Origin of the sequence: Nonomuraea sp. NPDC005650, assembly GCF_040605375.1 — a bacterium.
GTDB lineage: Bacteria > Actinomycetota > Actinomycetes > Streptosporangiales > Streptosporangiaceae > Nonomuraea.
Genome location: NZ_JBEXCR010000015.1, coordinates 57,166 through 70,435 on the forward strand (window position 1 = coordinate 57,166; position 13,270 = coordinate 70,435).

Below are 13,270 nucleotides of genomic sequence, written 5' to 3' on the forward strand. Positions count from 1 at the left end.
GCGCCCCCGTGGTGCCTCCCCTTGAGGGTCAGCCGGCGCAGGCGGTGGACTTGGCGGGCACCTTGCCCTCCAGCACGTACGCGTCCACCGTCCGCATGACGCAGGCGTTGCCCGTCAGGTAGGCCCCGTGGCCCTCACCCTCGTACGTGACCAGGACACCGGTCCTGAGCTGGTCCGTGAGCCGCGTGGCCCACCGGTAGGGAGTGGCCGGGTCGCCCCTGCCGCCGATGACCACGATGGGCCCGGAGCCGGTCGCGTCGATGCGCTTGGCCGCGTCGTCGCCCGGCACCGGCCAGTGGGCGCAGGGGGCGCCCGAGCCCTCGAACGACAGCACCGGGAAGATCTTCTCCACCCGGTCGCTGACCTTGGCGACGTCGGCGGCTGTGGGCCGTTCGGTGGTGTCGGCGCAGTTGATCGCCTGCAGGCTCGTCATCGTCGTCGCGTACGTCCCGTCCGCCCTGCGGCCCGTGTACGCGTCCGCCAGCATGAGCAGCGCCGTGCCGTTCCCCTTGATCGCCGCCGCGGCGGCCTGCTCCAGCACCTGCCAGGTCGCCTTGGCGTAGAGCGGGGTGATGACGCCGAGCTGGCCCAGCCCGTACGTGAGCTCCCGGTCTCCCACCTTGAGCGGTTTGTCCCTGAGCCCGTCGAGCAGGCCCAGGACCGCCTTCTCGACGGCGGCGGGATCGGCGCCCAGCTCGCAGCTCTGCGCCACGCAGTCCTTGGCGAACGCCTGGAACGCGTGGCTGAAGCCCTCAGCCTGCGTCACCGCCCGCTGCTCCCACGTGACCGTGGGGTCGAAGGCGCTGTCCAGGACGAAGCGGCCGACGTTCCCGGGGAACCGGGTGGCGTACACGGCGCCGAGGTGCGTGCCGTACGAGAGGCCGAAGTAGTTGAGCTTCCTGTCGCCGAGCGCGGCCCTGAGCAGGTCGAGGTCCTTGGCGGTGTTCACGGTGCCGACGTGGGGCAGGAGCTTGCCGGAGTCCTGACGGCACGCCGCCGCGAACTCCCCGGCCAGCCGGTCGCCGTCGGCCTCGGTCGAGGCCGCGAGGAGCTTGGCGATCTGGCCGCCGCACTTGACGCCGGAGCTGCGCTCGACGCCGCGCGGGTCGAAGCTGACCAGGTCGTAGCGGGTGCCCAGGGTCCCGAACATCCTGGCGGCCTGTGCCAGTGTGTCCACGCCCGAGGCGCCGGGGCCGCCGAAGTTGAAGACCAGCGAGCCGAGGCGGTCGCCGGTGGCCTTGACGCGGATGAGCGCGAGGTCGATCTTCTCGCCGTCCGGCCTGGCGTGGTCGAGCGGGACCTGGAGCTTGCCGCACTCGGTGCCGGGCGCGGGGGGCGCCGGCTTGCCGTCCGGGCCTATGAGGTCGGTGCACGCGCTCCAGGCGACCGTACCCGGCTCCTGGGCGGGCCGGGCGGCCGTGCCGCAACCGGCGAGGACCACCGCGCTCAGGAGGACTGTCCCTATGGCCTTCTTCATGCTGACAAGCATGCTGAAGCCGGGATAAGCCGAGGTAGTGGGTGGAAACACCACATCCGGATGACTTCGGCGAAGTGCCGGGGATGACGAATGTCAGTTCCGGCGCGGGCGGCGGACGAACCACATGCCGAAGAGCCCGAACCCGATCCCGGTCACGCAGGTCCAGATCCACCAGGTGTTCTCGGGGGCGGGACGGAAGATCAACAGAGCGACGAGCGCGACGGCCCACACCGCGGTGCCGACGGCGACGGCGAGCGTGTCGTTGGTCTTGATCGGCTCCGGATCGGGGTGCCACTGCTTCACGTTGTCCAGCCTAGCTTGCAATAGGGTCTCGATCTCATTACCGACTCTTTTACCAGCTCACCGGGACTGTCACTGTTCGCGTCGTGAGCGACACTCGTAACGCTATCGACCGTTTCTTCCAAATCTCCCAACGAGGCTCGACCGTCTCCCGTGAGGTGCGGGGCGGGCTGGCCACGTTCTTCACCATGGCCTACATCGTGGTGCTGAACCCCATCATCATTGCCAACGGCACGGACGTGCAGGACCAGGTCATCGGTGACGGCACGACGCCCAACGTGGCGCTCGTCGCCGCCGGGACGGCCTTCGTGGCGGGCATCCTGACGATCCTCATGGGCGTCGTCGGCCGGGTGCCCTTCGCGATGGCGGCGGGCCTGGGCCTGAACGCCTTCGTCACCTTCAACATCGCCTCGGTGATGACCTGGGAAGAGGCCATGGGCCTGGTCTTCCTCGAAGGCGTCATCATCGCGATCCTGGTGCTGACCGGGCTTCGGACGGCGGTCTTCCACGCCATCCCGGCCCAGCTCAAGACCGCCATCAGCGTGGGCATCGGCCTGTTCATCGCGTTGATCGGCTTCGTGGACGCCGGCTTCGTGCGGCGCGTGCCCGCCGGGCCGCCCCTGGAGATGGGCATCGGGGGCAACCTGACCTCGTGGCCGATCTTCGTGTTCGTGGTCGGCCTGCTCGTCACGGCCGTGATGGTGGCCCGCAAGGTCAAGGGCGCCATCCTGATCGGCATCGTCGGCACCACCGTGCTGGCCATCGTCGTGGAGCTGATCACCAAGTCCGGCCAGTTCTCGGCCAAGAACCCCGGCGGCTGGCAGCTGAACGTCCCGGCGGTCCCCGACCAGATCTTCGGCTTCCACAACCCGCTCACGCTGTTCACGGAGTTCGACCCGTTCGGTGCGTTCAGCCGGATCTCGGTGCTGCTGGCCGTGCTGTTCGTCTTCACCCTGCTCATCACGGACTTCTTCGACACCATGGGCACCATCGTGGGCGTCGGCCGCCAGGCGGGCCTGGTGCAGGAGGACGGCACGCTGCCGCGTACCAGGGAGATCCTGCTCGTCGACTCGATCGGCGCGGCGGTCGGCGGCGCGGGCTCCGTCTCCTCCAACACCACCTACATCGAGTCGGCCGCGGGCGTCGGCGAGGGCGCGCGCACCGGTCTGGCCAGCGTGGTCACCGGGTTGCTGTTCCTCCTGGCGATCTTCTTCGCGCCGCTCGTCACGGTCGTCCCCTATGAGGCCGCCGCGCCCGCGCTGGTCGTGGTCGGCTTCCTGATGATGACCTCGATCCGCGACATCGACTGGGACGACTTCGAGATCGCGATCCCGGCGTTCCTCACCGTCGTGATCATGCCGTTCACGTACTCGATCTCCAACGGCATCGGCGCCGGCTTCATCAGCTACGTGCTGATCAAGGTCGTGCGGGGCAAGGCGCGCGAGATCCACCCGCTGCTGTGGGGGGTCACGATCCTGTTCGTCCTGTACTTCGCGATCGGGCCGATCCGGGTGCTCTTCGGAGTCTGAGCACGCCCCCCGAAGCCGCCCTGCGCGAGCGGGGCGGCTTCGAGGTACCAAGGAGGTACCAGATATTTACTTTCGGAAATTTCTCGACATGCCGTATAGTTAGCAAAGGTAATGACACATGCTAACCAAACCCCAGCCCAAGACGGACCTGCGCAGCGACGCAGGCCTGGCTTCAGCCCTGCGCGTCTCAATGGCAAGGCTGACCAGGCGCCTACGACGACAGGCGGCAGCCCACTCGCTGACTCCCACGCAGTTCGCGACGCTCGCCGCGGTGGAACGGCATTCCGGGATAACCCCCGGCGAATTGGCCGAGCTCGAGAAGGTTCAGCCACCCTCGATGACGCGCGTGATCGCCGCCCTAGAGGAGCGCGGCCTGGTCTCGCGCAGCCCGCATCCGACCGACCGGCGACAGGTGACCGTGACGATCACCGAGGCCGCCGAGAAGCTGCTGAAGGAGGAGCGCCGCCGCAAGGAGGCGTGGCTGACGCAGCGGCTGAAGGAGCTCTCGCCGGAGGAGCGGGCGGTGCTGCGGCAGGCGGCGCCGATTCTGGAGAAGCTCAGCAGGATATAGAGCCTGAAGAACCCAAGACCGGGATGTTCCGGTCGCTCAGGATTCCTAACTACCGCATGTTCGCGGCCGGTGGCATCGTCTCCAACGTCGGCACCTGGCTGCAGCGCACCGCCCAGGACTGGCTGGTGCTCGACCTCACCCACGGCAGCGCGGCGGCGCTCGGAACGGCGACCGCGCTGCAGTTCCTGCCGATGCTGATCTTCGGGATGTTCGGCGGCGTGCTCGCCGACCGCTACCCCAAGCGCCCCATCCTCATCGCCGCCCAGACGCTCATGGCCACGCTGGCGCTGACCATCGGCGTGCTCACCATGACGGGCTCGGCCCAGGTCTGGCACGTGTACGTGATGGCGTTCCTGCTCGGCCTGATCTCCTGCGTCGAGGTGCCCACGCGGCAGGCGTTCGTGGTCGAGATGGTCGGCCGGCAAGACCTGTCCAACGCCATCGCGCTGAACAGCTCCATCTTCAACCTCGCCCGCGTGGTCGGCCCGGCGCTCGCCGGTGTGCTGATCTACGTGCTCGGCGGCACGGGCCCCATCTTCCTGATCAACGCGACGACCTTCGGCGCGGTGATCTCCAGCCTGGTCTTCATGCGCAAGTCCGAGCTGAACCCCGCCGCGCCCGTGCCCAGGGCCAAGGGCCAGCTCCGCGAGGGGCTGCGGTACGTGATCGAGCGCGAAGAGCTGCTCATGCCGGTGCTGCTGATCGGGTTCGTGTCGATGTTCTCGCAGTCGTTCTCGATGTCGATCGCGCTCATGGCCCGCGAGGTGTTCAAGGCCGGGGCGTCCTCGTTCGGGCTGGCCTCCAGCATGTTCGCGGTGGGCGCGCTCGGCGGCGCGCTGCTCGCGGCGCGCCGGGCACGCCTGTCACGCAAGGTCCTGATGGCCGGGGCGCTCGGCTTCGGGCTCTTCCAGATCGCCAGCGGGCTGGCCCCGTTCTACCCCGTCTACCTGCTGCTGCTGATCCCGACCGGGATCGCGCTGATCACCATCAACACGGCCGCGAACGCCAGCGTCCAGATCGCCACGTCGCCGGACATGCGGGGCCGGGTCATGGGGATCTACATGCTGGTCTTCACCGGCGGGGCTCCCGTGGGCGCGCCGCTGATCGGCTGGCTGTCCGAGCTGGGCGGGCCGCGCGCGGGCGTGATCCTGTCCGGCGTGCTGGTGCTGGTCGGCACCGGGCTGGCGCTGCTGGTGACGCGCCTGATCAGCGCCCGCGTCGCGAAGCCCGCGCTCGCCGTCGCCTGAGCCCCACCCTGGGGCTCGGGGCGGCGTGCGGGCAGGGGAGAATCAAGTCGTATGAGGCTGTTCGCGGCGCTGGTGCCGCCCGACGAGGTCCTGGACGAGATCTCGCGCGCCATCGCGCCGCACGTCGGGCAGGTGCCGGGGCTGCGCTGGCCGGATCGCGCCACCTGGCACATCACGCTGGGCTTCTTCGGCGAGGTGCCCGAGCAGGTGCTGCCCGAGATGGAGGAGCGCCTGTCCCGCGCCGTACACCGCTACAGCGTCCTCGACCTCGCCTTCGCCGGCTTCGGCGCCTTCTCCTCCGCCCGCCGGGCCAGGGTCTTCTGGGTGGGCGTCACGGGCGACTCCATGACCAGGCTGGCGGACTCCGTCAAGGCGGGCGCCCGGCGCGCCGGGGCCGTACAGACCGATGAGAAACGGTTCCACCCGCATCTCACGCTCGCCCGCGCGAAGACGGAGACGGACCTGCGCCCGCTGGTCGAGTCGCTGTCCGAGTTCAGCGGCTCGCCGTGGCGGGCGGAGCAGGTCCGTCTCGTCCGCAGTCACACTGGGCCCCAGGTGAGGTACGAGTCACTCGCCGAATGGGCGCTCGCACCCTCCGGGCAGAGCTAGGCTCCAGACCGTGGATCGTCCTCGCAGTTGGCTGCTGCCCATTGTGCTCGGCCTGCTCCTGCTCATCGTCGTCATCGGCGCCCTGGTGAGCTGACCTACCAGGCGTAGTCCTCCGGGGCCGTCTTGTGGCCGGGGAAGATCTCGTCGATGCGGGCCAGCGTGGCCTCGTCGAGGTCGATCTCCAGGGTGCGCAGGCTGCCCTCGAGCTGCTCCAGGGTGCGCGGGCCGATGATCGGCGCGGCGACCGCCCGCTGCTTGAGCAGCCAGGCCAGGGCCACGTACGCCGGGTCCTCGCCCAGCTCGTCGCAGAGCTTCTCGTACTGCTCGATCTTGTCGCGGTGCTTGTCGAGCTGCTTGACCATGTGCTCGGAGGCCGAGCGGCCCTTGTCGATCTTGCGCAGCACGCCGCCGAGCAGGCCGCCGGCCAGCGGGCTCCACGGGATCACGCCGAGCCCGTAGTCCTCGCACGCGGGCAGCACTTCCAGCTCGACCGAGCGGGTGAGCAGGTTGTAGTGGGACTGCTCGCTGATGAGGCCGTTGACGTTACGCCGGGCGGCCGCCTCCTGGGCCTTGGCGATGTGCCAGCCGGCGAAGTTGGACGACCCCACGTAGATGATCTTGCCCTGCTGGCGCAGGACGTCCATCGCCTCCCAGAACTCCTCGTACGGGGTGTCCCGGTCGACGTGGTGCGCCTGGTAGATGTCGATGTAGTCGGTCTGCAGCCGCTTCAGCGAGGCGTCGCAGGCCCTGCGGATGTTCAGGGCGGACAGCTTCTGGTCGTTGGGCCAGTCGCTCATCTTGCCGTTGAGCTTCGTCGCGATGACGGTCTTCTCCCGGCGCCCGCCGCCCTGGGCGAACCACCGGCCGATGATCTGCTCGGTGATGCCCTCGCCCAGCTTCCAGCCGTACACGTTGGCCGTGTCGAAGAAGTTGATCCCCAGCTCCAGGGCCCGGTCCATGATCGCGAAGGAGTCTTCCTCCGAGGTCAGGGGGCCGAAGTTCATGGTGCCGAGGCAGAGCGGACTCACCTGGAGGCCACTGCGTCCGAGGTTGACGTAATCCATGACTCAACCCTAAAGACCTGGAGTGCACTCCAGGCCATACAGTAGGTCCATGATCTCGGATGAAGCGCCGACGGACATCCGCGCTTGATGATCGCTTTACTTCGGGCCGCCGTGCCGCTGTTCCTCGCGATGGTAGCGGGCATGGCCGGCTCCCTGGTGGTCACCTCGGTGCTCGGCAAGCATGACACGGTCACCCTGGCCGCGTTCGCGGTCGTGACCGCCGTGCTCAACCCCGCCAGCGCCGCGGTGCAGGGCGCGCTGCGCGGGCTCGGTCCGTTCGTGGCCCCGTACCGGGACGATCCGGCGGCGGCGGTGCCGATCGTGCGGGACGCGCGCTGGCTCAGCCTGGCCACCGGCCTGGTCGGCGCGTTCGCCGTGGTCTGCGTGCCGCTGATCGCGAGCGCCACCGGGGTGCCCGGCGAGGTGGTGCGCGAGATGGGCCTGCTGCCGTACCTGCTCGCGGTGTCCCTCCTGGTCTTGGCCTCCACGGGCGGTTCGAGCACCATCCTGATCGCGCTCGGGCGCACCCGCAGCGTGCTCTGGCCGACGCTGGTCTCCGGCGTGGTGCTGGGCGGGCTCACCGTCGTATTGGTGCCGCCGCTCGGGCTCACCGGCGTGGGGCTGGCCTGGGTCGTCTCGGGCACGGCGGCGGCGCTCGTGGCGACCTACGGCGTGCGGCGCGCGCTGGGGAGCCCCGTCGGGCGGGCCAGGCCGCGGATCGGCGAGATCGTCGCGCTGGCGAAGGTCAGCATCCCGCTGGCCGGGACCGTGCTCATCAAGTTCGGCGTGCTCGGGGTCGTCACTTTCGCGGCCGGCACCACCAGCACCCGCGACACCGCCGCCCACGCGGTGCTGACCACGCTCACCGGCTTCATCATGATGGCCTCGCTCTCCGTCGCCCAGGCCGCGGTGCCGGAGGTGGCCCGCGCCCCCGACCCGGCGGGCGCGCGGAAGGCCAACCGGACCGCGGCCCTGCTCGCCGTCATGGGGACGCTCACCGGGGCGGGCCTGCTGCTCGCGTTCGGGGAGCAGTTGCTGACGCTGTTCAGCGACGACGCCGCGGTGCGGGCGCGCGTGCTGGGGCTGCTGCCGCTCATGCTGCTGGCGTCGCTGCTGGACGCGGCCCAGGCGGTGCCGGGCTTCGGCCTCACCGCGCTCAAGCGGTCCGCGGCCAGCCTGTCGTACTTCGCGATCGGTTACGGGCTGCTGGTCGCGGCCGCCGTACCCGTGGCCAGGACCTGGGGGATCACCGGCCTGTGGGTGGCCATGGCGGTGGCCAACGGGCTCCTGGTGGTGCTCCAGGGCACCGGCTTCCACCGCCACAGCGCCAGGGTGGGCCGGGTCCTCGTCGGCTAGAAACCCGGGAGGGACAGGTCGCCCGCCCAGGCTTTGTACGTGTACTCGGCGAGCTTGCGGATCCGGCCGGTGTTGACGTCGATCGCGTACGTGACCTCGCCCAGGGTGGGCACGCCGCCCGGCTTGCCCCCCCAGGACCCGGCGCTCGCCGTGTCGCTGATCACCACTTCCGTGGGGCTGTGCCAGCCGCCGATGCGCGGGCTGCGGACGTTCTTCGGGACGTCGGTGAACTCGGCCCTGGAAAGGATCTTGCCAGTGGTGACGTCGAGCGTGACGATCGTGTCGACGGGGCGGGTCACGAAATGGTCCTTGATCTCCTCGCCGTCGAGGTAGGCCACCGTGCGCCCGTCCGCGGACAGCTCGCTGACCTGCCGCGACGTCTTGTTCAACGGCGTCACCTTCCCGTCGTCGAACAGCCCCAGCCGGTCCTTGTCGTCGCTGACCACGACCGGGCTCCCGCCGTTGCCGATCCGCCGCGCGTACCAGCCCTCGGGGATCTCGGTCACCTGGCCCGTCTCCATGTCCACCACGGCGCTCGTCCGGCCCAGCAGGCCGAGGAAGCGCCCGTCGGGGGAGAGCACCAGCACCATCCCGCTCTTGACCATCGTCTCCCGTGTGACGGTCTGCGGGGCCAGCAGGATCCGGCCGTCGGCCAGGTCCCGGACCGCGATCTTCTGGTCCTTCTCGCTGTAGTACGCCACCCGCTTCCCGTCCGAGGAGATCGTCAGGGGGCCGCCGGTGTTCATGTAGTTCTCGGGGGTCTGCTCGGTGTACACGCTGAGCGCCTCGGGCATCCGGAAGCTCCCGCCGGTGCTGGTCACCAGCCGCCACTGGGCGCATTCCTTGCCGAAGCTCTTGGTGTTCTTCCGGTAGTCCCATTTCCTGCCGCAGAAGTCGTAGTACGCGTACGCGGCCGGGTCCACGCCGGAGGCGGGCAGCACGTTCGCGATCTCGCCGCTGGTCATCGAGGCGCCGCCCGGGGCGGAGATCAGGACGGTGGCCGTGAGCGCCGCCGCGACCAGCGACGCCAGCGCCGAGCCGAGCGTCGCCGCCTTCCGCCTGCGCGCCCCCCGCACGACCCGCTCGGCCAGATCGACCTCGGGCGCCTGGGCGGCGATCAGCTGGAGTTCGTCACGGAACCGGGTCATCTGCAGACCTCCTCGGGGTCGACGTCGTGGAGCAGATCGGCCAGCTCGGGGGCCAGGACGCGTAAGCGGCCGAGCGCGTGGCTGGTCTGGCTCTTGACCGTGCCGGGCGAGCAGCCGAGCAGGTCGGCGGTCTCGTCGATGCTGCGGTCCTCGTAGTACCGCAGCACCAGCACGGCCCGTTGCCGCGGCGTCAGCCGCAGGAGGGCCCGCTGCAGCGCCATCCGGTGCAGGCTCTCGTCCCCGGGGGCGGGCCCGGGCTCGGTCTCCGGCGGCAGCGCGGTGAGAGTCTCCGCACGCCTGCGCCGCCGCCAGGAGATGTGCTCGTTGACGAGCGCCCTGCGTACGTACGCCTCCGGATTGCCGTCTTTCGCCAGCTTCCTCCAGTGCCTGGCCGTACGCATCAGAACGGTCTGCAGCAGGTCCTCGGCCTGCGGGGCGTCGCCGGTGAGCAGGTACGCGGTGCGCATCAGCGCGTGCTGGCGACCACGGACGAACTCCTTGAAGCCCTCATATGGGTCCATGCCACTCCTTTCACCCGCTATCAACGCGGACACGAGCGACGGCGTTGGAGGTCAGCCTTGAAGGGCGACTCGTGGGGCATGATGTCGGAGTGGGGGATGGAGTGATGAGGGCGCTGGCCGCCGCAGGGGTCGTGATGATGGCCACCTGCGCGTTGTTCGCTGTTCCCGCCCGTGCGGCGGTGGCGGACGAGGGGATGGAGAAGCTTTTCACCTTCAAGGACCCCAAGATCACGGAGTCCAGCGGGCTGGCCGTCTCGCCGATGCACCAGGGCATCTATTACACGCACAACGACAGCGCCGCCAGCCCCACCTTCTACGCCGTGGACGGCAAGGGGCGCACGCGGGCCACCTTCCAGGTGCGGGGCGCCCAGGCGAGAGACTGGGAGGCGATGGCCGCCACCAAGGACCCGGTCACGGGGCAGGCCACGCTGTGGTTCGCGGACATCGGCGACAACCTGAACGGGGCCTGGCCGGACGTCTCGATCTACCGCGTGGTGGAGCCGCAGACCCTCAAGGACGCCACCCTGCCCGCGACCCGCTACCGCTTCCGCTACGCCGACGGCGGCCGCAACGCGGAAGGCATCATGATCAACCCTCGGACGGGCCGCCTCTACGTGGTGTCCAAGGAGTTCGCGGGATCCGTCTACGCCGCGCCGAAGAAGCTCCGCACCGACAGGACGAACGTCCTGCGCAAGGTGGCCGTCGCCCCTCTCATGGCCACGGACGCCGCCTACGCCCCCGACGGCTCCTCGTACGTCGTCCGCACCTACTTCTCCGCCACCATCTACAGCCCGTCGGGCAAGATGATCACCAGGGTGTCGATGCCGGAGCTGCGGCAGGCGGAGTCGATCGCGTACACGGCGGACGGCAAGTCCCTCCTCACGGGCTCGGAGGGGGCCAAGAGCCCGGTCTACCGCGTCACGATCCCCGCGGCCGCCCGTCCTGCCACCACCCCCAGCCCGGCGTCGGCGGCGCCGCAGACACCCGCACAGGACGCGGGCACGGCCTCCCGGGCGGCCGTCGACACGGACACGACCGGCTTAACGATCAAGGACATCCTGATCTGGGTCGCCGCCGCCGCGACCGCCGTGGGCACCATCACCTTCATCGCCCGCCGCACCCGCTGACCCCATCCCGGATCAATCGTGAAACACGATCGTTCCGATGAAAAACATGCGTTGGACTCATTGATCCCCCATCCCCGAGGCTGTCGGCATGACGGCGATGAGACCTCATGCGGACGGCCGCCTGTCGCGCGGGCTGCTCCTCCTCATGTCAGTGGCGACCGGCCTGGCGGTCGCCGGTAATTACTTCGCGCAACCACTGCTCGACCTGATCGGCCGGGAGCTGGACGTCGGGCCGTCGCAGGCGGCGCTGGTGGTGACGGCCGCACAGGGCGGGTACGCACTGGGGCTGATCCTGCTGGTGCCGCTCGGCGATCTCGTGGAGCGGCGGCGGCTGGCGGTGTCGCTCTATGCGGCGACCGCAGTGTTCCTGCTGGTGTCGGCCACCGCCCCCAACGGCACGGTGCTCCTGGCCGGTGCCGCCCTGACCGCGCTGACCTCGGTGGGAGCGCAGGTCGTGGTGCCGTTCGCGGCCACGCTGGCAGACCCGGCCGAGCGCGGCCGGGTGGTCGGCACCGTGATGACCGGGCTGATGCTGGGGCTGCTGCTGGCGCGCACCGCCTCCGGCGTGCTGTCGGAGCTGGGCGGGTGGCGGACGGTCTACTGGGCGAACGCGGCCCTGATGGCGCTGATGGCCGTGCTGCTGCGCGTCTTCCTGCCCCGGCTCGGCGGGGACGGCGGACGCCTGACCTACCTCGGACTGCTGCGCTCGACCGTGGCGATGTTCCGGCACGAGCCGTTGCTGCGGTGGCGGGCGGGTATCGGCGCGTTGAGCCTGGCCTCGTTCAGCGTGCTGTGGACGGCGCTGACCTTCCTGCTGTCGCGGTCGCCGTACGACTGGCCGGAGTCGGCCATCGGCCTGTTCGGGCTGGTCGGCGTCGTGGGCGCGCTGACCGCCACGGTGGCGGGGCGGCTGGCCGACCGCGGATACGTACAGGTCGTGACCGGCGCGGGGACGGTGCTGCTGGTGGCGTCCTGGCTGGCCCTCGCGGCAGGGGCGCAGTCCCTGATCTGGCTGCTCGCCGGCGTGGTCGTGCTGGACCTGGCGCATCAGGCGGTGCTCAACAGCAGCCAGAACGTCCTCTTCGCGCTGCGGCCCGAGGCCCGCAACCGGATCAACTCCGCCTTCCTGACCGTCTTCTTCGCCGGGGGCGCGGTGGGGTCCGCGCTGGCGTCCGTGGTCTGGGTGCACGGCGGCTGGACCGGCGTGTTCGTCCTGGGCGCCGCCCTTTCTGCCGGGACCGTCGTGCTCTGGGTCCTGGAACGCGTCACCGCCGGCCGGGCGGCGGGCGAGCCCGCCGAGACCGTGCTCCCTACCCCCGTCACCACCAAAGGAGAATGAGCGTGTCACGCACCGTACTGATCACCGGGGCCACCGGGACCGTGTCCACCGCGCTGATCGACGCGCTGAACGGAGCCGAGGTTGACCTCCGTGCTCTCGTCCGCGCCGGGTCCGGAGCGGACGGCCTGGTCGAGCGGGGCGCCGAGGTCTTCGTCGGCGATCTCGACGACGCCCGGTCGCTGCCGCCCGCCTTCGAGGGCGTGCAGGACGTGTGGCTGCTGACCCCGAACGGCCCGCGTGCCCCGGAGCACAGCATGAACGCCGTATGGGCCGCCCGCCAGGCAGGTGTGGAGCGCGTCGTCCGCCTGTCCGTCGTCGGCGCGGCGCACGACGCGCCGAACCGCAGCGGCAGGCTGCACGCGCTGTCCGACCGGGAGCTCGAACGGTGGGGCCTGCGCTGGACGATCCTGCGTCCGCACTGGTTCATGCAGAACCTGCTGAACGAGGCGGGCGACATCGCCGCCACCGGCACGTTCTCGCTGAACCTGGCCTCGGCCCGGATCGGCATGATCGACGTGCGCGACCTCGCCGAGTGCGCCGCCCGCGTGCTCCTCGACGACCCGGAGCGCCACCACGGCCGGACGTACACGCTGACCGGGCCGCGCTCGCTGACGTTCGACGAGGTCGCCGACCAACTGGGGCTGGCTCTCGGCAGGCCCGTCGCGTACCTGCCGGTCGGCGACGACGCCAAGCGCAAGACGCTGCTCGGCTACGGCGTCCCGGACTGGATCGTCGACATGCTGGAGGAGTACGCGCAGGCGTACGCCTCCGGCTGGGGCGACTTCACCACCGACACGGTCGCCGGCCTGCTCGGCCGCCCCCCGCGCGGCATCGCCGACTTCGCCCGCGACCACGCCACGGCGTTCGCCCCGACCGGAGACGACAGATGACCAGATCGATCGGGGCACTTGGCGCGATCCTCGCCGCCGGCGACCGTGGCCGCCTACGGGGCCCGGCTGTATCTCCCGAACGCCCGCTTCGA

At 70.2% G+C, this 13,270-nt stretch carries 13 protein-coding genes; 8 read left to right on the top strand and 5 right to left on the bottom strand.

Annotation, left to right across the window (positions count from 1 at the left end; genetic code table 11):
• Window positions 1–28: 28 nt before the first annotated feature.
• Together ABZS69_RS25780 and ABZS69_RS25785 are read right to left on the bottom strand one after the other, a co-directional pair.
• A complete protein-coding gene (locus ABZS69_RS25780; RefSeq protein WP_355376974.1) occupies window positions 29–1,477 on the bottom strand; it encodes an alpha/beta hydrolase in 1,449 nt (482 codons plus the stop codon).
• Between the two features lie 93 nt (window positions 1,478–1,570).
• A complete protein-coding gene (locus tag ABZS69_RS25785) occupies window positions 1,571–1,780 on the bottom strand; it encodes a DUF2530 domain-containing protein (protein WP_355376976.1) in 210 nt (69 codons plus the stop codon).
• 83 nt (window positions 1,781–1,863) lie between these two features.
• On the opposite strand from ABZS69_RS25785, the gene ABZS69_RS25790 reads away from it, so the two are divergent.
• From ABZS69_RS25790 to thpR, 4 genes are all read left to right on the top strand, one after another.
• Entirely contained in the window at window positions 1,864–3,306 is a 1,443-nt protein-coding gene (locus ABZS69_RS25790; RefSeq protein ID WP_355376978.1) for an NCS2 family permease, read from the top strand.
• A 118-nt stretch (window positions 3,307–3,424) separates the two neighbouring features.
• Window positions 3,425–3,877, top strand: a complete 453-nt coding sequence (locus tag ABZS69_RS25795; protein ID WP_355376980.1) for a MarR family transcriptional regulator — start codon at window positions 3,425–3,427, stop codon at window positions 3,875–3,877.
• A gap of 23 nt (window positions 3,878–3,900) precedes the next feature.
• Window positions 3,901–5,124, top strand: coding sequence for an MFS transporter (locus ABZS69_RS25800; protein WP_355376982.1), 1,224 nt, complete (start codon window positions 3,901–3,903; stop codon window positions 5,122–5,124).
• Window positions 5,125–5,175: 51 nt separating this feature from the next.
• Window positions 5,176–5,733 carry an RNA 2',3'-cyclic phosphodiesterase gene (gene thpR / locus ABZS69_RS25805; protein WP_355376983.1) on the top strand — a complete coding sequence of 186 codons (558 nt, stop codon included), beginning with the start codon at window positions 5,176–5,178 and terminating at the stop codon, window positions 5,731–5,733.
• A gap of 95 nt (window positions 5,734–5,828) precedes the next feature.
• On the opposite strand, the gene ABZS69_RS25810 is transcribed toward thpR, so the two are convergent.
• Complete coding sequence (locus ABZS69_RS25810; RefSeq protein ID WP_355376985.1) at window positions 5,829–6,797, bottom strand: aldo/keto reductase; 969 nt, start codon at window positions 6,795–6,797, stop codon at window positions 5,829–5,831.
• 87 nt (window positions 6,798–6,884) lie between these two features.
• Here ABZS69_RS25810 and ABZS69_RS25815 point away from each other — a divergent pair, with 87 nt between their 5' ends.
• Complete coding sequence (locus ABZS69_RS25815; protein WP_355376986.1) at window positions 6,885–8,153, top strand: MATE family efflux transporter; 1,269 nt, start codon at window positions 6,885–6,887, stop codon at window positions 8,151–8,153.
• On the opposite strand, the gene ABZS69_RS25820 is transcribed toward ABZS69_RS25815, so the two are convergent.
• On the bottom strand, window positions 8,150–9,301 hold the full coding sequence (locus tag ABZS69_RS25820) for a hypothetical protein (protein WP_355376988.1): 1,152 nt from the start codon (window positions 9,299–9,301) through the stop codon (window positions 8,150–8,152). The genes ABZS69_RS25815 and ABZS69_RS25820 overlap by 4 nt on opposite strands.
• Window positions 9,298–9,822, bottom strand: coding sequence for a SigE family RNA polymerase sigma factor (locus tag ABZS69_RS25825; protein ID WP_355376989.1), 525 nt, complete (start codon window positions 9,820–9,822; stop codon window positions 9,298–9,300). The genes ABZS69_RS25820 and ABZS69_RS25825 overlap by 4 nt, the downstream gene beginning before the upstream one ends.
• 104 nt (window positions 9,823–9,926) lie before the next feature.
• On the opposite strand from ABZS69_RS25825, the gene ABZS69_RS25830 reads away from it, so the two are divergent.
• The 3 genes from ABZS69_RS25830 to ABZS69_RS25840 all read left to right on the top strand — a co-directional run bounded on the left by ABZS69_RS25830 (window position 9,927) and on the right by ABZS69_RS25840 (window position 13,178).
• The gene (locus ABZS69_RS25830; RefSeq protein ID WP_355376991.1) at window positions 9,927–10,949 is read left to right on the top strand and encodes a hypothetical protein; all 1,023 of its coding nucleotides are present in this window, start codon (window positions 9,927–9,929) and stop codon (window positions 10,947–10,949) included.
• A gap of 97 nt (window positions 10,950–11,046) precedes the next feature.
• The gene (locus ABZS69_RS25835; protein WP_355376992.1) at window positions 11,047–12,288 is read left to right on the top strand and encodes an MFS transporter; all 1,242 of its coding nucleotides are present in this window, start codon (window positions 11,047–11,049) and stop codon (window positions 12,286–12,288) included.
• A 2-nt stretch (window positions 12,289–12,290) separates the two neighbouring features.
• A complete protein-coding gene (locus ABZS69_RS25840; protein WP_355376994.1) occupies window positions 12,291–13,178 on the top strand; it encodes an SDR family oxidoreductase in 888 nt (295 codons plus the stop codon).
• The last annotated feature ends 92 nt before the right edge of the window (window positions 13,179–13,270 follow it).